At 31.3% G+C, this 21,379-nt stretch carries 24 protein-coding genes and 3 pseudogenes; 16 read left to right on the top strand and 11 right to left on the bottom strand.

The window, feature by feature from the left end:
- A pseudogene (locus tag HX062_RS14940) lies at positions 1-404 on the top strand (LinF); the annotation flags it as partial.
- Positions 405-656: 252 nt separating this feature from the next.
- On the opposite strand, the gene ere(D) reads toward HX062_RS14940, so the two are convergent.
- Positions 657-1,883: an EreD family erythromycin esterase gene (ere(D), locus tag HX062_RS14945; RefSeq protein ID WP_095073170.1), complete on the bottom strand. Its 1,227-nt coding sequence runs from the start codon at positions 1,881-1,883 to the stop codon at positions 657-659.
- A gap of 357 nt (positions 1,884-2,240) precedes the next feature.
- On the opposite strand from ere(D), the gene HX062_RS14950 reads away from it, so the two are divergent.
- Positions 2,241-3,407, top strand: a complete 1,167-nt coding sequence (locus HX062_RS14950) for a tetracycline-inactivating monooxygenase Tet(X2) (RefSeq protein WP_008651082.1) — start codon at positions 2,241-2,243, stop codon at positions 3,405-3,407.
- A gap of 175 nt (positions 3,408-3,582) precedes the next feature.
- A complete protein-coding gene (locus HX062_RS14955) occupies positions 3,583-4,446 on the top strand; it encodes an AadS family aminoglycoside 6-adenylyltransferase (RefSeq protein WP_010257826.1) in 864 nt (287 codons plus the stop codon).
- 246 nt (positions 4,447-4,692) lie between these two features.
- On the opposite strand, the gene HX062_RS14960 is transcribed toward HX062_RS14955, so the two are convergent.
- The 8 genes from HX062_RS14960 to HX062_RS14995 all read right to left on the bottom strand — a co-directional run bounded on the left by HX062_RS14960 (position 4,693) and on the right by HX062_RS14995 (position 11,642).
- Entirely contained in the window at positions 4,693-5,181 is a 489-nt protein-coding gene (locus HX062_RS14960) for a hypothetical protein (RefSeq protein WP_286467958.1), read from the bottom strand.
- 3 nt (positions 5,182-5,184) lie between these two features.
- Positions 5,185-6,099 carry a relaxase/mobilization nuclease domain-containing protein gene (locus HX062_RS14965; RefSeq protein ID WP_286467959.1) on the bottom strand — a complete coding sequence of 305 codons (915 nt, stop codon included), beginning with the start codon at positions 6,097-6,099 and terminating at the stop codon, positions 5,185-5,187.
- Between the two features lie 2 nt (positions 6,100-6,101).
- Positions 6,102-6,401, bottom strand: coding sequence for a plasmid mobilization protein (locus tag HX062_RS14970; protein ID WP_286467961.1), 300 nt, complete (start codon positions 6,399-6,401; stop codon positions 6,102-6,104).
- 94 nt (positions 6,402-6,495) lie between these two features.
- Positions 6,496-7,449: a DUF8464 domain-containing protein gene (locus HX062_RS14975; protein ID WP_036496816.1), complete on the bottom strand. Its 954-nt coding sequence runs from the start codon at positions 7,447-7,449 to the stop codon at positions 6,496-6,498.
- A gap of 218 nt (positions 7,450-7,667) precedes the next feature.
- Complete coding sequence (locus tag HX062_RS14980; protein WP_006260873.1) at positions 7,668-8,903, bottom strand: primase-helicase family protein; 1,236 nt, start codon at positions 8,901-8,903, stop codon at positions 7,668-7,670.
- A 96-nt stretch (positions 8,904-8,999) separates the two neighbouring features.
- On the bottom strand, positions 9,000-9,299 hold the full coding sequence (locus tag HX062_RS14985) for a DUF3853 family protein (protein WP_006260872.1): 300 nt from the start codon (positions 9,297-9,299) through the stop codon (positions 9,000-9,002).
- Positions 9,300-9,474: 175 nt separating this feature from the next.
- The gene (locus HX062_RS14990; protein WP_006260870.1) at positions 9,475-10,374 is read right to left on the bottom strand and encodes a hypothetical protein; all 900 of its coding nucleotides are present in this window, start codon (positions 10,372-10,374) and stop codon (positions 9,475-9,477) included.
- Positions 10,371-11,642, bottom strand: coding sequence for a site-specific integrase (locus tag HX062_RS14995; protein ID WP_006260869.1), 1,272 nt, complete (start codon positions 11,640-11,642; stop codon positions 10,371-10,373). Before HX062_RS14995 ends, HX062_RS14990 begins: the two co-directional genes overlap by 4 nt.
- Before the next feature lie 547 nt (positions 11,643-12,189).
- Here HX062_RS14995 and HX062_RS15000 point away from each other — a divergent pair.
- Entirely contained in the window at positions 12,190-12,621 is a 432-nt protein-coding gene (locus HX062_RS15000; protein WP_286467962.1) for a GNAT family N-acetyltransferase, read from the top strand.
- A 209-nt stretch (positions 12,622-12,830) separates the two neighbouring features.
- Here the strand turns inward: HX062_RS15000 and HX062_RS15005 are convergent, their stop codons facing one another.
- Positions 12,831-12,971, bottom strand: coding sequence for a hypothetical protein (locus tag HX062_RS15005; protein ID WP_286467963.1), 141 nt, complete (start codon positions 12,969-12,971; stop codon positions 12,831-12,833).
- Between the two features lie 317 nt (positions 12,972-13,288).
- On the opposite strand from HX062_RS15005, the gene HX062_RS15010 reads away from it, so the two are divergent.
- The 12 genes and pseudogenes from HX062_RS15010 to HX062_RS15060 all read left to right on the top strand — a co-directional run bounded on the left by HX062_RS15010 (position 13,289) and on the right by HX062_RS15060 (position 20,278).
- The gene (locus HX062_RS15010) at positions 13,289-14,599 is read left to right on the top strand and encodes a S41 family peptidase (RefSeq protein WP_286467964.1); all 1,311 of its coding nucleotides are present in this window, start codon (positions 13,289-13,291) and stop codon (positions 14,597-14,599) included.
- 158 nt (positions 14,600-14,757) lie between these two features.
- Positions 14,758-14,898: a hypothetical protein gene (locus HX062_RS15015; RefSeq protein WP_286467965.1), complete on the top strand. Its 141-nt coding sequence runs from the start codon at positions 14,758-14,760 to the stop codon at positions 14,896-14,898.
- A gap of 186 nt (positions 14,899-15,084) precedes the next feature.
- A complete protein-coding gene (locus tag HX062_RS15020) occupies positions 15,085-15,645 on the top strand; it encodes a hypothetical protein (RefSeq protein ID WP_286467966.1) in 561 nt (186 codons plus the stop codon).
- Between the two features lie 4 nt (positions 15,646-15,649).
- A complete protein-coding gene (locus HX062_RS15025; RefSeq protein ID WP_286467967.1) occupies positions 15,650-15,880 on the top strand; it encodes a hypothetical protein in 231 nt (76 codons plus the stop codon).
- A gap of 143 nt (positions 15,881-16,023) precedes the next feature.
- Entirely contained in the window at positions 16,024-16,413 is a 390-nt protein-coding gene (locus HX062_RS15030; protein ID WP_286467968.1) for a hypothetical protein, read from the top strand.
- Positions 16,414-16,518: 105 nt separating this feature from the next.
- Positions 16,519-16,776 (top strand): Hint domain-containing protein, encoded by a 258-nt coding sequence (locus HX062_RS15035; RefSeq protein WP_286467977.1) that lies wholly within the window; start codon positions 16,519-16,521, stop codon positions 16,774-16,776.
- 62 nt (positions 16,777-16,838) lie between these two features.
- A complete protein-coding gene (locus tag HX062_RS15040; protein ID WP_286467969.1) occupies positions 16,839-17,294 on the top strand; it encodes a hypothetical protein in 456 nt (151 codons plus the stop codon).
- Between the two features lie 11 nt (positions 17,295-17,305).
- Positions 17,306-17,980 carry a hypothetical protein gene (locus tag HX062_RS15045; RefSeq protein ID WP_286467970.1) on the top strand — a complete coding sequence of 225 codons (675 nt, stop codon included), beginning with the start codon at positions 17,306-17,308 and terminating at the stop codon, positions 17,978-17,980.
- A gap of 250 nt (positions 17,981-18,230) precedes the next feature.
- Positions 18,231-18,377: pseudogene (locus HX062_RS16215) on the top strand (GH-E family nuclease); the annotation flags it as partial.
- Complete coding sequence (locus HX062_RS15050) at positions 18,370-18,966, top strand: suppressor of fused domain protein (protein ID WP_286467971.1); 597 nt, start codon at positions 18,370-18,372, stop codon at positions 18,964-18,966. The pseudogene HX062_RS16215 and the gene HX062_RS15050, both read left to right, overlap by 8 nt.
- Positions 18,967-19,194: 228 nt before the next feature.
- Positions 19,195-19,836: a GAD-like domain-containing protein gene (locus tag HX062_RS15055; RefSeq protein ID WP_286467972.1), complete on the top strand. Its 642-nt coding sequence runs from the start codon at positions 19,195-19,197 to the stop codon at positions 19,834-19,836.
- A gap of 88 nt (positions 19,837-19,924) precedes the next feature.
- Positions 19,925-20,278, top strand: coding sequence for a hypothetical protein (locus tag HX062_RS15060; protein WP_286467973.1), 354 nt, complete (start codon positions 19,925-19,927; stop codon positions 20,276-20,278).
- A 431-nt stretch (positions 20,279-20,709) separates the two neighbouring features.
- Here the strand turns inward: HX062_RS15060 and HX062_RS15065 are convergent.
- A pseudogene (locus HX062_RS15065) lies at positions 20,710-20,928 on the bottom strand (IS66 family transposase); the annotation flags it as partial.
- Positions 20,929-21,379 lie beyond the last annotated feature (451 nt).

Consider the following 21,379-nt stretch of genomic DNA (forward strand, 5'->3'; position numbering starts at 1 on the left):
ATCAAATCAAAACGAAATCGCCCGAAAGAATAACAAATGAAAACATCTTGTGGTTAAGTCAATCATTACTGAATGTTATACTGACAACAAGCAACTTAATTAAGCGAGAAGAATTTGCTCATGCTCATCATAGTTTATCAAATGTTCAGAAATATTTGCTTTGGCTTATTAGAGCAAGAACAAACAAAACCCAACATTGGGAAAGTCCAACTAAAAGTCTTGAAAAGGATATTGATACGACTTGGTATTTTGCGTATAAAACAGTAACATCGGATTTAAATCCTAAAAATATAATTTTAGCTTTTGAAAACTCATTAAATTTATCGGAGAAACTATTTGACGAACTAAATATTGAACCAAAAATGAAAGAAATCCTACACGAAATAAGAAAAAACTACCGCTAACAAGGTATTGCCAAAAGCGGGGCTAAAGTGCTAAATTCAAAATTTGTGCTACTATCTCCGCCAAAAACGAATTTTATTCGTTTTTTATTTTTAAATTTAACTCATAAAAATTCGTTTTGGCTCGCCTCGGTGCAAAATCGAAACTTTCAGCTTCGAATTCCCCGCCTTCGGCAATACCCAAAACGTTATGTGAAAGAATAAAACGGCACCTCCAAAAAGAAAGTGCCGTTTCGAAATTAAATTTATAAATTCTCAATCCACTACTTCTGAAACAGTTGATTTTTCTATTAGAAAAATTCCGTCAAAAGCTTCTTCTATTTCAGTTTTTAGGCACATCGAATCAAATCGAATCTTATTACAATTTTTTAATTCCGTACTTCTGTTCATTAGTAAACAGCATTCTTTTCCTCCAAATTCTTGCATAATAAATTCAACAGAATCCGACTCTGGAAAATCAAGTGGAAATTTATCAACCCTAAAGCCAAATTGATAATCATTATCAGGATACAATGCCGCAGTTTCTCCACGTAGATTAGTTATTGCAAATGCTTTATATTTTTCTCCAAAAGTCATCGAAAGTCTTTGCCCCATTGGATAACAACTAATAAATCCATCAAAATCTACCGGAGTTTTTTGAATGTGAGCATTGTGGGCAACCAAAATAATCTTTTTACCAAGTGAATTTTTCAAAAACCAATCAATGCTTTCTGCCATATACTGGTCTTTTGCTCCCATATCTCCTTCAATTCCCCTTTCAGTAATGAAACTTTCCATAGCATCAGCATTATAATTCATATAAATCAAGCCTTTAACTTGATGAACTATCGATTGAAATTCTAAACTTTCTAATTTTGGTTGAAGAGTAATCAAACGAATGTAAACTTTTAATAGCAATGCTTTTAATTCATTATGTTCAGCTTCATCAAAAAGCGATAAATTTAACGCAAGCTGAGAAGTCGAATAGAAATCAAATTTCTCAGCAAGATTTAAAATCTTCTGTAAGACATCAGAAGAAACGATTGAAAGTCTTTGCAAATAATCAGATACAATACGAAAGTTTGGAAAATAAGAACCTCCATTTTTAGGAATATCCACACCTAAAAAGGTAATTTGATTATTATTGTCTTGATTATACCGACGAAGCCATAGCAAAGTATCTTTAAACTCATTTGGATAATAAAAGTGTGACAGTAACTTATCCAAATCGTCGAATGGAATTTGTGATTTTATCCACTTATCAACTTCTAATCCTTCAGAAAAACCAAACTCAAATGCCAAGGTGTCAAAATCACATTCAGTTACTAAAAACTCAATAACTTGATGCCTGAATGTAAAAAACTCTTTTATGAAATGTGAGTTTTCGCCTAAACCAACAATTGTAGAAGAATCAAAATATTCTCGAAATCGAAAAAGACTTTGTTTTATGGATGTATTATTTTCCGAATTAAACGGAAAAGTTAAGGGTTTTATATTTTTCATTATTACCTTATTTTAAATTAAAAATTAACGTACCAAATAGCAACCGTCTCAAAAAGACGATTTAATAATTTACTTTAATTTTTAATTACCAAGGCTTGCTGAAATACATAAAATGTGAATTATTTGAATACAAAGATACTAAAAATTCCTTCACATAACATCGCATTGGCAAAATGGCAGGTTAAGTGCTAAATTGAAAGTTTCTGCATTTTATTCCGCCGAATGTGTTCCACATTCGCTTTTTATTTGTAAGTTAGCTCTGTGGAAACACATCGGCTACGTTCTCGCTAAATTGAACTTTTTGTCCAATTTATCCGCCACTTCGCCAATGCGTTTCCCGTTATGTGCCATTTTTGAATGACAATGCGAATAGATACAGACAAACAAATGAATTTACTTAGTGATAAGAACGTTGCAATAATTGGTGGTGGACCCGTTGGACTGACTATGGCAAAATTATTACAGCAAAACGGCATAGACGTTTCAGTTTACGAAAGAGACAACGACCGAGAGGCAAGAATTTTTGGTGGAACCCTTGACCTACACAAAGGTTCAGGTCAGGAAGCAATGAAAAAAGCGGGATTGTTACAAACTTATTATGACTTAGCCTTACCAATGGGTGTAAATATTGCTGATGAAAAAGGCAATATTTTATCCACAAAAAATGTAAAGCCCGAAAATCGATTTGACAATCCTGAAATAAACAGAAATGACTTAAGGGCTATCTTGTTGAATAGTTTAGAAAACGACACGGTTATTTGGGATAGAAAACTTGTTATGCTTGAACCTGGTAAGAAGAAGTGGACACTAACTTTTGAGAATAAACCGAGTGAAACAGCAGATTTGGTTATTCTTGCCAATGGCGGGATGTCCAAGGTAAGAAAATTTGTTACCGACACGGAAGTTGAAGAAACAGGTACTTTCAATATACAAGCCGATATTCATCAACCAGAGATAAACTGTCCTGGATTTTTTCAGCTATGCAATGGAAACCGGCTAATGGCATCTCACCAAGGTAATTTATTATTTGCTAACCCCAATAATAATGGTGCATTGCATTTTGGAATAAGTTTTAAAACACCTGATGAATGGAAAAACCAAACGCAGGTAGATTTTCAAAACAGAAATAGTGTCGTTGATTTTCTTCTGAAAGAATTTTCCGATTGGGACGAACGCTACAAAGAATTGATTCATACGACGTTGTCATTTGTAGGATTGGCTACACGGATATTTCCTTTAGAAAAGCCTTGGAAAAGCAAGCGCCCATTACCCATAACAATGATTGGGGATGCCGCACATTTGATGCCGCCTTTTGCAGGGCAGGGAGTAAATAGTGGGTTGGTGGATGCCTTGATATTGTCTGATAATCTAGCCGATGGAAAATTTAATAGCATTGAAGAGGCTGTTAAAAATTATGAACAGCAAATGTTTATCTATGGCAAAGAAGCACAAGAAGAATCAACTCAAAACGAAATTGAAATGTTTAAACCCGACTTTACGTTTCAGCAATTGTTAAATGTATAAAATGGAATAAAACGGCACATAACAAACAAATTGGCAATAGAGCCGGTGAAGTACTTCTATTGAACTTTTGTGCAATGTTGAAGATTAGTAATTCTATTCAACATTTGTGCTAAAAGTCGGCTCCATCGCCAATTTGCCAAACGTTGTACGACATAGTAAAACCGAACCAAACAAAATGAAAGTCAGAGAAGAAAAGTTAAGAACAATTATAGAATGGTCGGAGAAAAACGAAGATGTAAGAGTTCTTCTTCTGACAAGTTCACTTGTAAATCCTTTAGCACTTGTTGACGAATTTAGTGATTTAGACATTGAATTTGTTTTTGAGGATAATACAAATTACATTTCAGACAAAAGCTGGACGCTTAAATTCGGAAATCCAATTGCTATGATTGAAGAAGACGAAAGTTGTTTTAACCATAAACACGCAATGAAAATGCTACTTTATGAAGACGGTGTGAAAGTAGATTTTAAACTTTACAGCAAATCAAAATTTATAAAGGAAACGCAAGAGAAAGAATTACCAGAAGATTGGGATATTGGTTATAAAATTTTAATTGATAAAGATGGTATTACAAAGCAAATGCTGAAACCAACTTATCAAATTTCCATTATCAAAAAACCGTCTGAAAAAGAGTTTCAAAATCTAATAAACGATTTTTGGTGGGACACAACTTACGTGGCAAAGTGTCTTGTGAGAGATGAAATATTCTATGCGAAATTTATGTCGGAAACCGTTATTCGCACAGAATATTTAATTCCTTTAATTGAATGGCACATTGCAAGTGAACACAATTGGAACATAACGACCAATAAATATGGACGACTTTTCAAAAAGTATCTTAACCAGGAAATGTGGGCTAAAACAGAACAAACATTTTCAGGGAGCAATATAAAGGAAAATTGGACTGCTCTATTTTCAATGACTGATTTAGTTTCAGAAATAGGAACTGAATTGTCAAAAAAATTAGAGTACAAATACCCGGATAAATTAGAAAATGACATACGAAAATATTTAGCTGGACTAAAACCCAAAACATAACTACGTCGTACAACATCGTATTGGCAATAGGCGGGCTGAACGGCTTCGTATCAACGGAAGTGCAAAATTCAATTTCTGTTCTTCGATTAAAGTTCAGTGCTAAAAATCCCGCCTTCGCAAAGCGGCAAACCGTTAGTAAATCTTTTAAAATATTGTGAACCTATTCCAACAAAGTTATTCCATAAAATTTTGAGCCTTCAAAGCTCTAAAAATTTTACGGAAATAACTTTGATAAATACTTTCGAATTATTGTTTTTGACTCCACTCTTTGAAAAACTTTGTTGTCTTAGGATTTTCGATAAAAAACTGATTTACATTTTCTAATTGATTTATTAATTGACTTTTTTCATTTACTAGAAGCTCATACTCCGACTTGTCAATAATATTCTTAACAGCTAAATACACAGAAAAACCTGTTGTTAAAATTAGAATGATATTAAATATAATCAAGTATAACAATCTCTTAGAACTTACAGCCTTATGAACCTTTAAAAGTTCTTCATTGTTTTTTGTTATCTCTCGATGAAACTCTTCAAAGTCATTTTGTAATCGCTGTCGGAGTTCTTTTTCTATCTGTCGGAGTTCTGCAACATTTACTGTTACCTTGATATTGCTCAATTCCTTGATGGTATCTAAATGAGCTTTTTCGCTTTGCTTTATCGTTTGTTCTAATTGTATGACTTGCTGAAGTAGTAATTCAGTCATATCTGTTAACTTAGGTTGGGTCTTTGCCATAATTTATGTTTTTAATGTTCTTCGTTTGCGTTTTTTTTGTTCATCGTCTTCATTATTACCGCCAAACTGTAAAACAGATAGCATACTAAATAAAACAGATACATCTGTTTTCCAATTCTGAATTTGTGGTTCGGATGATTCTTGACTTGTAAATAGTTTGTGTACTTCATCCTTAGGTTCTGCACTTGTTGCATTTTTAAACAAATCATTTAATTTCATATTTCGGTCAACTTCACTTGCTTTTAGGTTTGTACCTGTTGGTAAATGAACAAACCGATACCCTTGAATACTACCCTGTTTATTAATTGTAGGCTTAACCTCAATCTGTTTTATCCTCATTAAGCGAATATATTGTTGCAGGTCTTTTGGTTTCTGTCTTAAAACTTCCCTGTGAGCTGTTTTAATAGCATTTTTAGCTATTAAATTAGTATTGTTAGCTCTTTGCTTCTTGTTCTTATTTTCTTGCCTTATAGAAGTCCATCCGTATTTAAGTGCTATTTCATGAGCTACTCTTTGAGATTCAAACCCAATATAATTATCTTTTAAAGCCTTTCCATTTTCATCTATGCGGTTGGCGATGATGTGAATATGCTTGTGCTCTTTTTCTGTATGAACAAATGCAATATATTGAGCTTTGGTAGGATCGATTTGTAAACCAAGTAAAAACTCAACTGCTAATACCCTTAAATCTCTATCACTCATCTTTTGACTATCTGCAATGGTTGGAGATATAACAGCCGATATAGTATTGTTTTTACATCTGCTGTTTTGATTTTGTAGTATCTGCATCGTTTGAAACATATCTTTCGGAGTTTCCCCCGAAAGATTATTTCTCAATAGTTCATATCCTTTTTTAGAATCTATCACGTAATTGAATAACGCTGTGCCACCAATACAAGATTTTGCTTTAGCTATCATAATTACAGTAGTTTTTGTAAGTGAGTTTGAATTAAATTAGCTGTTTCAATGGTGTGCTGTTTAACTCCTGTTGTATCGCCAAGCTTAAAAAGGTTGCTTATTCGCCTAAAATTATCAGCGTATTTGTTTAGTAGTTTGTAAACCTCTACTTCTTCAGGAGTTAATTTATAGGCTAAAGAATAGTCGAGTGCGGTGTTTCGAATGTATTCTGAAACGCTACAACCTACTTTTTCTGCTTTGTTTTTTATGATTAGAGCTTCTGTAAGACTAACTCTAAATTCTATCTTCTTTGTTTTTTTCATCGTCTTACCATTTTGCGACCTTCGGGAGAAAAACGAGTGGTCTTTGGCTGTCAAATTTCCAATTTGTAAGGACAAAGACACATCTCGATAATTCTCACGTCAAATCATTGCGGTTAATAGTTAGTAAATAATCATTCAAATCTTTGTGATTCTCGTACAGTTTTCGTCCATCAACAACGTTTGTATAGGTCTGAGCTACTTTTTGAAAGGCACTTTCTCCAGCTTTATCATTGTCGAAACAACAAATAATACTTTCATACTTTAATTCTTTGTACAAAGTATTATTGATACTTTTATCCATTTGTACATTGATACATTTATACAATTCCCCATTTGTACATTTGTACAAATAATTATTTGGTGTTTTAATTATTGTATTATTCAACATTGATACGGAATTAAGAATCAAATAATCATATTGCTTTTCTGCATTTGGATAAAGGGTTAAAAAGCTGATGTAATCACTCCAAGATTCAAACAAGACAATATGTTTACTTTTGTTATCAAAGTAGGTTACTGCCTTTTTTCCAAGACACATTTTTATATACACGTTTCTTAGTTCGAAACCATTTATGGTGGTATTGGGAAAACCAACAGCGTAATATGATTTGTTGTTTAGAGTATAGTGTACTTCCTTACAATAAGTTTGAGCCATTTTAAGGCTAAGATTACGCTCAGTGATATATTGTATCAAGTTTGGATGTGTTAATGGCTTAATCGCTTGAATTGTATATGTTGGTTCTTGAATAATGTTAGAACTCACAATAATTGGCTGATGAAAAGAAAAAGAATCGTTTTTGAGCAATTCTAAAGCTGATTTAATATCGCAATTATTGTACTTCATCACAAAATCAAGTGTTGTTCCACCAAAACCAGCAGAATGGTCATAAAACACGTTTTTATCAATATTCACTTTAAATGATGCTGTTTTTTCAGTTCTAAATGGACTGAGATACCACCAATCAACTCTCATTATTTTGGTTGGGGTATGACCTAACTTTTTAAGTAAGTCTGTTAGGCTAATTTGTTTAGCTGATTCACAATTCATACGTTTTGAAATAGTCGGGTTAAAAATCTGTTTTTTTTGATGCAATGATGCAGAAAGGTGTTAATCAATTGTATTTCAATAAAATACTCTGCATCACTCTTGCATCACTGCATCAAACTCATTTTGTTTCTTGCATCACTCTTGCATCAAACTTGATGTATTTTTAGTTTGATGCAGACTTTGATGCAGTGTAACTTATTAATAAACAATAGTTTAATCTATTCTTGCATCATTGCATCAAATATTTTATAGAATAAATCTTTTTTAATGATGTAGTAACGTCCTCTACGTTCTATTTTAACAAATTCTCCATGAGATAAAAGCTCTATTCCTTGATAAGATTTTGTGTTATTTTGTGGTTCGAAATCCCATTTCTTTAAAATCTTTCTTATTTCACTAGCAGATATAATTAGTTTTGGGTTTGTCTTGCGTAATAACAAGAGTAAATCATTGGGAGCTACGCAAATTTCATCCTCGGCAACCTTTTCAAAGCACAGGTTTAAAAGTTCTAAAAGTGAAATCTCTATTTTGTTTTTACTAATTAGTTTTAAAAGGGAAGCTGTAAGTATCTGTTTAGGTGTAAACCACATTCGGGTTTGTTGCGTGGTGTAATAAGGTCGTAGAAGTAAGTATTTGATGAAATAAGGAACTTCACTTGTTAGCTTCTTGATAAAGTGAACGTCTTCTGATTCAATAGGTTTAATCTTTCGAATCCAAAAACGTATTTCTTCTTCGTCTATTTGAATGAAATCATCCTCATTGTTAGAGCAAAGAATAAACTTGGCGAAAAACTCTATTTCCTGTCTGTCTTTTCCCTTTGCTTCAACTTTGTCTTTGTCAGTAGTAGAAAGGTACTTTAAACGCTCTGTAATCTCTTTCTTATCAAAGAATACTTCGTCTATGGCAACTAATAACATACTTGCCCAATCAGCGTTAAATTGAGAACCAAAAGAATCTCCTTTGATATAAGTCATATTGAGTCCAAAGATATTTTTAAGCCATTTAATAAAAGAGCTTTTTCCTGTTGCACGTTCTTTACTAACAAGGCACAATATTGGTAAGGTTTGCGTTGGCTTCTCATACAATAGCTTTAGATAGTCTAAACCATATTCGTATTGTTCACTTCCGAATATGTGCTTTACAAAGTGTAGTGAGTTTGGAATCAATTGTTCTAATTCATTTAAGTTAAAATCTTCTTCTATTGGTTTCATATTTAATTCATTATAGGTATTAAAAAAATTTTCTACGATTGGTTGATAGTTAAGATGGTCTGGAATACAGCAAAAGCCATCTAATTTTAAGACGTTCTCTAAGTAGGACTTTCCGTGATCTGATACAATCGTTTCACGAGTCCAACGCACCATTACTTTAACTTTATCACCTGATATCAAAGGTTTTTCGATGATTTTAAAGTAAGCAGTTCCTACTCGGATATAGGGTATATCTAAGCTCATATTTACTTGTGTTTTAATAATCCTTATCTTTATACGATAAGAGTTGAGTTATACTTTAATTGGATATTAAGGGACGATTTGCACAAGTTGTCCCTTTTATTTTTTAGCGAATAGTTCTAATGCCAAGTCAGCATCGACTATAATTTTTCTACCTCTTTGGATAATCGCTTTTTTGATATGACCTTCTTTCTTGATTTTATTAGCAGTGGTAATACTGCACCCAAGTAGGTCTGCTATACCACGTATTCCGTAAACATAACGCTTTGTAGATTGTTGCGTTTCTTGCGAAGTATTGAGTTCTTTAAAATCCTTTATAGATACTGTTTGTAATAACTGTAATAGTTCTTCTCCTGTCATTTGCCAAACTGGCTTTTCTTTTAATTCGCTTATATACATAGTTTTAGTTTTTAAATTATACGATTTTGTGATGTTCGAACAATTCAAAACTACGATGTGTGTAAGGTGGAGAGGGGGTGGAAAAACACACTTTATTGCACAAAAAAACCACTTTAGTAAAATTCTAAAGTGGTTCAAAGGTGGATTTATAAATTTTAAAGGCTTTTATAGTACTTTATTGTTTAAAAGCTGAATCAATGAGATTGCGATACTCTTTTAATGTATCATTGGCACTGCTACCTGTTATGTGTTTATACTTAGAGTCATAAGTTGCTTTCTTAATCTTAAATTCTTTTAATATTTGAGCAAACCACTTTTTCTTTAAACTTTTGTTTTCTATGTTATTATGTAAGCAATGAATTACATAAAAGAAAGTGTATAGAAAATCCTCTTTGATTTTTATTTTATTCACTGTATGTAAGATATTTATCTCTCTATAAAAATCATATTCTGATATATCTTCAATAAATTGATTGTTTACTATACTATGTAGTTTACTAATAAGTCCCATTGAAAATATAGGCTTGTCATTAATAAAAAGATAATCATTGTCATACATTTCATAGTCCTTAAAATTTGATTTCACATCTTTTAAAAGCCTTTTACTATGATTATATATCTCTTGGTGGTAGTCGTAGTTTAAAAAACCTATCTCTTTGTAAAAACTTGATTCAAAGTAGGTTTTACGTTCAGGCAATTCCGTTTCTCTATACAATTCCATTGTTAAATCATTATCTGACAAACTATTTTTATTTCTTTCTCGGTATTTCTTTAACCGAAGTCCATCTCTATCAAGATTAGTGAAGAAATCAGAATTTTTTTCATACAACTTAATTATTGTCTCCAAATTTTCTCTAACAATAGATAAAATTTCTTTTCTTTCTTGTGTGTCTTTTGCAGAATCAATTCGGTCTTTAAAATCAAACATTAAGATATTAATCATATATTGTCTATAAATATCTTGGGAATCGAAATTAAACGAATTTCCTGATGTGTTTAATTCTTTTTCCCACATCACTATTGTGTTATCAGTCATAAATCTTGTTAATTCTAATTGGGCATCTACTGTATTCATATCATATCAAATTTAGTCATTGCATTCGCTTTAATCGTATCAGCTACATCAATATAAGGCTTCATTGATTTGTAGTCTGAATGTCCTGTCCATTTCATTACAACCTGTACAGGTATCCCCAATGATAAAGCGGTACAGATAAATGTTCTTCGCCCTACGTGAGTGCTTAAATGTTCGTATTTGGGTTTTACTTCATCTATTCTTTCATTGCCTACATAGTAGGTTTCTCTAATCGGTTCGTTAATCTCTGCTAACTCTCCAAGTTCTTTTATGTAGTCATTCATCTTTTGATTAGAAATAACAGGTAGAGCCTTTCCTTTTTCAAAAGGTACATCTTTGTACTTCTCTAATATTGCTCTACTGTGTTTGTTTAATTCAACTCTCAGCATATCATTTGTCTTTTTGGTAACAAACTCAATAGCATCATTTTTAATGTCGTGTCTTGTTAGGCTAAAGGCATCTGAATAGCGAAGTCCTGTATAGCAACAGAAAAGCAATACATCACGTACACGTTCTAAGTACGACTTTGTGCCTAAATCCGTTGATTTAATCTGTTCGATTTCCTCTTGAGTTAAAAAGATTATCTTTTTAGATGTTTCCTTTAGTTTTGGTTTAAACTCTTCAAAATTATAGGTAATTGTATAATTGTTGTTTTTACACCACTTCAAAAACCACTTTACAAAACTAATTTGCTTTTCGATGGTGCTATTACGCATCTGTTTTTCAATGCGTAAAAATGAAACGTAGTCTAATAACGTCTTTTCGTTAATATCAGTAAACTGAAAATTGCTTTTGAAAGAAAAAAGATGTGAACGAACAGTATTAAACTTGGTGTAAGTAGCAGTTGTCCAATCATTGCGTTTACCACTACTTTTTACAAACTCGTCAAAAGCTGTAAAGAGATTCTTTTCTGTTGCTGATATGGTTTGTTTATCTGAGTAGCGTTTTATTTCATCTTTTAAGAGTTCAAAAGAAGGTACTTCGTTTTTCAATTCATACTCTTTAAAGATTCTATCAATCGTAGTAGATAGCTCCTGTATTGCTGTATTGATTTCGGAAGAGCTTTGTTTTAGCTTATTGGTACACCCATTGCGTACCTTTTCTTTTGCTTCATCCCATTTAGAAGCATCAATGCGGTAGCCTGTAAAGAGTTCTACACGGCCACCATTATATACCACTCTTGCACGAATTGGAACGTTCTCTGTGATTAATACACCATCTTTCTTTCTCTTTTCAATAGCAATAGTTATCTTTCTTTTTATAGTCATAGTTATTTGTAATAGCACCCAAATATACACCCAATTTTGATACTATCATATAGTATTTTAAGGTATTTAATCGACTTAATAAAAACATAACTACCAATAAATCAAAATAATAGTATTTTATCACACTCTATTTATATATGGGTTATATTCCCTCTTTCTCCGCAAAGAAAACCGATAACGAGAGTTATCGGTTTTTTTTATTTTCAGCAAGTTGTGGAGAGTTTTACTCTCAGCACAACTTGCTGAAAATAAAAAAAACACAAGGCCGAATGCAATGAGGTATTGGTTTTCTTTGTGTCTATATACCCCTTTTGGGATCTGTAATCCCTCACTTTAATGGAGAGTTTTACTCTCAGCACAACTTGCTAAAAATAAAAAAATGAGGATAAGCGTAGCTTATCTGTTTTCTTTGTGTCTATATACCCCCAAATGGGATCTATAATCCCTCTTTCTTTTTTCCAAAGCTCGCTTTGTGAGTACTTTTTGGAAATAAAAAAACGAGGATAAGCGTAGCTTATCTGTTTTCTTTGTATCTATATACCCCCAAATGGGAAATGTAATATCTAATCTTAATAAAGTAATGAATCACGAGATAATTTATACAATTAATGCTTCTTTAGACATAAATGCTTTAAATAGTTTTATGGGGAAAGTATGGAAAGACCATATGTGGATAGATTACAATCAAGTATTATCTAGAAGTCTAAGCTATATTACTGCACATTGGGGTAATGAAATCATAGGCTTTATAAATATAGCTTGGGATGGAAATAAACATGCCTTTCTCCTTGATACCTCTGTAGATCCCAACTTTCGCAATAAAGGTATTGGTAAAGAGTTAGTTGTTAAAGCTATATCTGCGTGTAAAGCTAATTCTATTGAATGGATTCATGTAGATTATGAAGAAAAATATGAAAGCTTCTATAGGCAATGTGGTTTTGTACAAAGAACTTCAGCTTCGCTATTACATTTAATATAAACGAAAAAAGGTAGAATTACTATGGATGGTATTCTACCTTTTTTGCTTAATACATTATCTTAAATAATCATCTTACCAATTTTGCGACCTTCGGGAGAAAAACGAGTGGTCTTTGGCTGTCAAATTTCCAATTTGTAAGGACAAAGACACATCTCGATAATTACTACGTTCAATTATAGTGGATGGTAATTCTTTTTTAAATAAGAAGTTTACTTCTTAGAGAATAGTTCTAATACTAGTTTTTCATTTTCAATTATATTGCTACTACAGTATTGCAAGATCACATTTTTGATTTTGTTGACAGTAGAAATACTGTAACCAAATAATTCAGCTATATCCATAAATTCCATAAACGTAACGTTTACTATGAGTTTTTTTTGATTGATTGGCAGAAGGATTAGATGATTTGTCTACAGTTATTTCTTTTTTATAAGTTTAATAGCTCATGTCCATTTGTGTATTGAAATTTTTAAAGTATTTTAATGTGTTATTTACACTGTATTAATACATTTTAACAAGATTGAAAAGTATCTTAAAGAATTTTGTGAAGTTAAAATTTGAAATGTTAATGGAAAATTATATTTTTTTTAGACTAATTTCATTTCCTAGAACAAATGCTTAATATTGCTTTAACAAAAGTAATTAACCTATTTCACTTATATAGACAATGAATAAAATAATCTTTCTACTGTCAATGCTGTTATACACACAGTCGAATTATTCCCAAAAAAAAGAAACCCTCAATGAAGTAGATAAATCTCTTTTAGTTAGTAATATAGGTCAGTTACTAATACAAAATTACATTTTTGAAGAATTAGCGTTTAAGATGAAAGAAAGTATTGATAAACAATATAAATCCAATGTTTATTCAAAAATAGTAGATCCTATTAAATTTGCAGATATCATTAATAAGAGTCTAAATGAAATTTACTTTGATAAGCATTTATATGTACAATACAATCCAATGTTAGCTACGGAATTGATAGAATCAGAAAAAGAAGAACAAGAAGAGGAAGATTCAATAAGTACATATAGAGAGATTAATTATGGATTTAGTAATGTTGAAATACTTTATGGTAATATAGGGTACTTAAACCTAACAAGTTTTGTATCAGATGATGAAGAAGGGCTAAAAACAATAGAGTCAGCTTTAACATTTTTGCAATACACGAATGCTTTAATAATTGATTTGAGAACAAATACAGGAGGATCACCAGATGCGGTTGCAGCTATAAGTAGTTTCTTTTTTGCAAATACAGTTCACCTTAATGATTCTTTTGATAGATCTTTAAACAGACTTACGGAGTACTGGACAATGCCTGAAAAAGCTAATGTGATTCTTACTATTCCTATTTACATTTTAGTTAGTGATAAGACTTTTTCAGCAGCTGAAGAGTTTGCATATAACTTGCAAAAACTTAGTAGAGCAACAATTGTAGGTGAGAGAACTGCTGGAGGAGCACATAATACATTTGTTAAACCTATAAGTGCTGATTTTGTTATTTACATTCCTTATGGTAGAGCTATCAATCCTATTACAAAAACGAATTGGGAAAAAGTAGGAGTCCAACCTGATATAGAAGTAGCATCAGAATCAGCCTTAGAGATAGCTACAACCAAGATAGTTGAAAATTTACTTCTTAATACAACAGATGAAGCTGAAATATTTAATCTTAATTGGCAATTAGATTTGTTAAAAGCAAAACACAGCATACTTAATTTGGATTTAGAAACTTTAAATAATTATGCAGGAATGTATGATGATAAAATAATTACTTTAGAAAAAGGTAAATTGTTTTATCAAAGAATTGGTAAACCAAAATTTGAATTAGAACCTATGAAAAGTAATTTTATGAAACCTAAGGGAAATAACTACTTTAAAATTGAGTTTGTAGCAGATTCAAATAAAAATATCCAACATATAATTGTTTATTATAAAGATAATCGGAAAGAAAAATCAATTAAAAAATCAATTTAATATAATACCTCGTGGCAAGTCCACGAGGTATTATTAGGATGTATTAACTTCTTATGGAATTCAGGTCGAGTATAAACTGTTTTATCACCTTTTGCTTTAAGAAAATTGACAAATTAATCTTGAAATTTGAAAATAAAAGCAATTAAGAAACATAGATAATGGAAGATATAAACTTATTAGTAGAAAAAATTACTCAAACAATGTATGAAAATGTCCCTGAAGATAATTGGGATTATGCTACCTTAGAAATCAAGTTAATTGTAACTTTTTCAGAGCCAATCTCTACCTTCTTATTTTGAAAATGGTATTGAAAAGTCATTTAATCCTGACTATAGAGACAGTAATTACGAAGATAAAATTGATAATTTACTTGAGAAATTAAGAGCCGAAATGTATGAATTGTCTCCTGAACAAGGAGCCTGGTTTTCAGCAAAGTTTACCCTATAGTTGTTCAAATAGCAGAATTGACTAATAAAATATGTAGTATGTATAGTACTATTGTTTTAGGTGTAGATAAACGAGGTGAGATTGTCAAGATATATAATGTAGATGAATTAATGAGTAAGTGGAAAGATATTAAGTCTTGGTTAATAAATGCTCATCCATTAGAATCTTATGATATCATCAGGGCAAAGGAATTTGAATTAACAGACATAAATAAAGAGATAAGATCGATTAAGTACATCCATTTTATATATCAATTCTTTTTCATCTTTGCAAAAGAACCTGGTCAAGGTAATCGCAATTATATTAAGAAGGAAGAAATGGATCGTTTCGGAGCAGGTATAGTCATACCTATTAATCTGATGATATCTATTGAAGAAGATAATTTTATAGTTGGAGGGCAAATGATTCAAGATGAGAAGGTAGTACGTCGCTTAGCAGATTTTTCGCAAGTAAAGAATTTGAAACCTGAGTATAAAATAAATGGTAAGTATAAGTATGATGGTCGAACTTTAGAGTATTCAGATTTTACAGTAACAGAAGTGTTGGGAGATAATTATTATTGTCATAGTTATATGAATACAGTTCTAGAAAAAGAGTAAGTGTATGGAAGAAGAAGAATATCTAACAGAAGCACACTATTTAACTTGTAATAAAGGAGCTGTACCAAAACGAATGAAGGTAACAAGCCAAGACTATGTTTACTTTAGCGGAGATAAAGCTGCCACAGAGTTAGATACGCTAAAGGGGAATAACTTTATCTGTTTAGGGAGTACCACTTTTAAAGCGGGTGTAGCGGCAGGAGTAGCAGCTTGCGTACCCGGACAGGCTGGATAGTAGCAGGTATAATAGCGGTAGGAATAGCGGCGGCGGCTTGGGGGTACTTTAAATGTAAGAGCGCAACAAGCAGTAGAAAATGGACAGAAGCGTCAGAAAGATTCTCTATTAATGGGAATTCGGCTTTAGTTTTATCATCGAAGATGATATGTGTTAAAGAAGGAGGTGAAATTACAGCAAGTGAAACAATGTGGGGGGCGATGGGAAAATCTCTGTTGACTAACTTAGGGCATATTGGCGAGTTTGCATTTGGTTTTTTAGCAGGCCGTGGAGGAGTTGGGATGGTCAGAGGAGCTGTAGGAGCTACAGCTGGTACAGCAGGTTTTGGCCAGGCATCTATGGCTTTCGGGAAAGAATTTGGACGTCAGTTCCTTAATACTGCAAAGAAAGAGCTGATAGAATCCTTTACTTTTAAGGGAATAAGAAGTGCTCCTTGGTTTTGTAAAACTATGCGTAGATTAGGAATAGGAGGGTCATATTACGATCAGTATAGTATATGGTCTAGTGATAAGACTTTATTAGAGAAAGCATAAGAAAGTGCAGTAGATCTTATACTTAGTGTCTTCGCAGCCAAAGGGGCTACTGAGGTTTGTTTCCCAGCAGGTACTAAAGTACATACTTCGTTAGGTCTTCGCAATATAGAAGATGTAGAGGTCGGTGAATTAGTCTTAACCTATAATGAAATTACTAAGTGTAATGAGTATAAACCTGTAGAGGTAAAGCATGAACGCTACACACAGCAGATGCTGACACTAGAGCTACCTACAGGAGAGCTAGTAAGTGTGACTCCTGAGCATCGTTTTTATTGTAATGATCAGTGGGTAACGGCTAGTGAGCTCAGAGCAGGAGGCTTACTTCATTTAATGGATGGTAATATACGACTGTTATTAGTATAGTAACCTTTCCACATTACGAAAAAGTTTATAACTTTGATATTGCTGATAATGAGAACTATTATGTGACAGAGGATGGTATCTTGGTGCATAATGGGTATGGTGAGCTTAGAATAACTGATGAAAGACATAAAGAGTTAAGAGCATTATCTCCTAGTCAAGAAATAAGATTAGCTGTCAATGAGGATATTGCTTTACCTATGAAAGACCCAGCATTACCAGGCTTAGATATAACGAGTAATTTGCATGCTGATCATATAGTTCCTTTGAAAAAAACTATTAGGATGGAAGGTTTTGAGAAACTGACAAAAGAACAACAACTAGAAGTTCTTAATAATCGTGATAACTTTATGGGACTAAGTCCTTCGGCAAATACCTCAAAAGGATCAAAAACTTATGAAGAATGGACAGAACATAAAGGAAAAGGTATACCAGTAGATCCAAAGTTTAGAGAAGAAATGATGAAAAGAGAAAAGGAATTAGAAGTTCAATTACAAAAACAAATAGATGAATTTTTATAGAAAAATAAAGAATGAGAAAAGGAGATTTTTTAAAGAGATATAGTAAAAATATTGAAATCATATCATTGAATGATGAAATGATAAAAAACATTCCTACTTATTGGGTAGAAGCATTAAGTAAACAAACTGCTGAAGCAAGAAAGAAGCGAATTATAGAGGAATGGGAGAAATATCCATATCAGTTTCAATCTACAACTAATTATTTAAGTGGAAATTTAATCGACATAGAGTTGGTTAAAGAAAATGATAATTACGCGTTGTTGTACTCTATAAACAATTTAGCAAAAAAAGAAGTATATTATATTGGTTATAACCCAATAATAAAAGTAGTTCCTGATTATTTTGATAAATTACCATTAAGTTTTAGAGATATATATAATAAACTTCATAATGGATGGGTATTTTTTGCTTCTAAATCTAATGGTTTATCACCTATAGAATCCACTATTATTTTAGGTGATGAAGATTGGGGGATTTTAGATGATATTGATATTACACATTTCCCTTTTAAACTAGATAATTCAATAGGTTTATTTCATAATGGTATGGGAGATTATGCCGCTATAGATACAGAATCAGAAAATAAAACTATTGGTTTTATTTGGAAACACGATGATGTACCAAGTGTAAATGTAGGAATATGGGAAATTATTGATGAATGGACTAAGATAGGAATCGAACGATAATAAAGTTGAATAATTCTTTTAATAATTTATTGTTTTTAATTTTTTTAAGGATTTACCAATATGTTACATCACAAAGAATTGATGATAGATAAATAATAAAAGACCTAGTTCAGAATGGAGCTAGGTCTTTTTTACTACTTAAGGAAGATACTAATCAAGAAATACTAGCTGTTATAATTGTTGCTATACAAGATTTGACAAAGAAAAAATTTGGATTGAAAGAAGATAACGAAACAGGAGTGCTGCTAGGAGAGGGATAAGAATAGAAGAATTTAGAACAGAGTATAATACATCAAGTCATATAAAGCCAGAATTACCAAAATCAAATTTAGGCCACCGAGGAGAAGCTCCTTCAGATATATATTGGAAATTAAATGTAAATATTAATTATGAGTAGAGTAAAACGAACAGAAGATAATATTGCATATGCACGTTATTTTGCAAATGCAATTGGATTTGAATCAAAAGTATTAGAATATTTAGATAAGGAAGAGAATTATTCAATAGATATTGTCTACGTAACTGATCCTATTGATAGAGACGTTGCAATATTGAGCTCAATAGGAGTATCTGATTATCCTAATAATTTTGAAGTAAAAGGAGGTGAATTTAAAAACATCGCTATAGAATTGTTAATGACAAGTTATAAACGTTTCGAGAATATTTTAGATATACTAGGTGAATTAGGTATCTTTTTAATTAAAAACAAACTGAATTGTCAACCAGGAACTGTATTTACAAATATGATAGAGGATTTTTATGAGATAGAAATGAAGCATATAATGTTTATTGAACCATATTTATGGGAAGATAAATTAAGTACTTTAGAGTTTGATAATAAAAAATTTCATTGTTTGTTATCAGTACCTATATCAGATAAAGAGTTAGATTATAAATTAAAATATGGAAGAGCCGCATTAGAAGAACTTCTTTTTGGCAAAGAAGAAATAGATCTTTATAATCTTGAGCGTAAATCTGTTTTATAATTGTAAAATTAATCAACACCTTATTTCATCGTAAATTAGGTGTTTTTTTGTATACAACTAAAATGTATTGCCTAATTCCAAAATAAACACTTAGATTCGATATTAAAAAAAAACGTAACCATTTTAGAGCAAAAATTAAAAGAACAAGGGTATAAGATACCTCCTCTATCAAACCTACCAGATGATTTATATATGAACGTAAAATTATTGTAAAGTAACAGAAGAAACATGAGTTTAACAGAAAAAGATATTAAAGAAATTTCATTTCAAAATTTTTTAAAAAAAACTAATGAAATTAATGGTTTTAAAAAGTATAGTGAAGTACCACAAGAACTAATAAATAAATTTAAAGGGATAGTTCCAGATGAATTAATCTATTTATGGAAGAATTATGGTTTTGGAATGTATGCAGACGGATTTTTGCAATTAGTTAATCCAGAGGAGTACGAATTTGTATTTAATTATATAGATAAAACTTTGTTGCCATCTTTCGTTTTTGGTATCACTGCATTAGGAGATATATTGGTGTGGGAAGGATTGGAGAATTGGACAGTAGCTCCTGATGAAGGAGATAGATGTTATCTTATAAATATAAGACAATATTCAACTCATACAGCAACTAAATTACCATACGTTTTAAACCTTTTAATAATGGATGGAGCAAAAAAAGATAAATCCTTTTTCGATTCAGCAGAGTTTTTTAATATAAGAGATAAGTTTCCTCCTTTAAAATATGGAGAATGTTACGGATATGTACCTGCTATTCCTTTAGGAGGAAAACGAGACATTAATAATATTCAAATATTAGATACTGCTACACATTTTGAAGTTATTGGAGAAATGATGGGGAAAGTAGAAAACTGGTATTAGTGTTTATGGTAAATGAAATAATAGAGTTTAGACAAGGAGTCCAATTTTTAATATAAATTGGTCCACTACAGATAATGAATTTAAAAATATGTCTAAAATAGCAATTACATTAAATGAAAAAGAAATAGATAGCAAGTCGTTATATAAAATAAAACAACTTACTATGACATCTCTTAATGAAATAAAATATAAAATAGAAAATAATGAACCAATAATTATTGGAATATTATTTTATAATGATCACGATGACATATCTATTTTATTAAAGAAAATCATTAATCTATTTGATGAAATTCATCTATCTTATTCAATTTATGAGTTAGATGAAGAAGCAACAGAATTAGATAAGAATCAAAAAATTACTAAGAATGTATTATTTAGAATTCTAGATAGTCAAGATGAAGAAATTAAAAGACAGCAAGATATGAATTCATTATTTTAACATGTATGAACATGTAATTCATTTAAAATACATTACCTAGGCTTAAATATTTCGAGTGTTATGGGATGTTCCTGCCTTGGTTTAGGAAGTAGAAAAAGCATAGGAAATATAAAAATAGTTGATACAAAAGCTTATATAACTATACCAAGTAAGGAAAAATATATTGATGGTGTAAAAAAAATTCCTAGACAAAAATATTTAAAGCCTAATCGATTGAAAAAGATGGGTTTGTATAATTTGTGTTACACTCCCAAAAGAGATTATTAGTGAATAATAATTTTAGATACTATCTATAAGTAAGACAAGACTTTAGATAAAGCCCGTTTCATAGTAGAACCGGGCTTTTTTGATTAAAAAAATTGTAACCATTTTTAAATACTTTAATTCTTTGAAAGGTATACCCCCAAGCAAGTACATCTTGCATAATCTAATTATTTTTCTACAGCTTCAGAGATTAACTTTTTATAGTTATGAGGATATAAATCTGTACTATTTTTATGCCATTGGTATGGATTAACCTCATACTTTTTACAGTTAGCAAAAAACGTATAAACCATCGCCCCTCTTTGTGCAGCATCATGAGAACCAGCAAAGAAGTAGTTTTTACGTCCAAGCGCTACTGGTCTAATTACATTTTCAACAAGGTTGTTTTTTTACCTTGGTCGAATACTATTTTTTCACCTCCTCTTTCGCTTTTTCTTTCATTTGTAAGAGGGGTTGATAGATGTCATCTGGACTATAACTCTAAAAATACCTTTATCAAAATTTCTTCAATTGGCTTCTGCTTGGTCCATGTTTTATAGCAATGGATACTTTTGAGCTTGGATTTAGGTGCTAATTAATTGGTAATCATTTATATATCTTTAGAATAGCGCATCTTTAAAACACTTATTTAACAAAATATTATGCGTAGAATCCCCCTATTTTTTCAAGATTTTACCCAATTGCTTTTTTGTAAAAAATTTTGTTTTTAGGTTTGAGTCACGTAATTCATAAAGGTAAGAGCACACACGAAGTGCTATCTATCAATTCAATGCGACAGAAGCACAAAAGTATTGAACCTGCAATACGAGTAGCTCAAACGGTAGAAGTTTAAGGGGG

Source organism: Myroides sp. DF42-4-2, from assembly GCF_030326445.1.
GTDB lineage: Bacteria > Bacteroidota > Bacteroidia > Flavobacteriales > Flavobacteriaceae > Flavobacterium.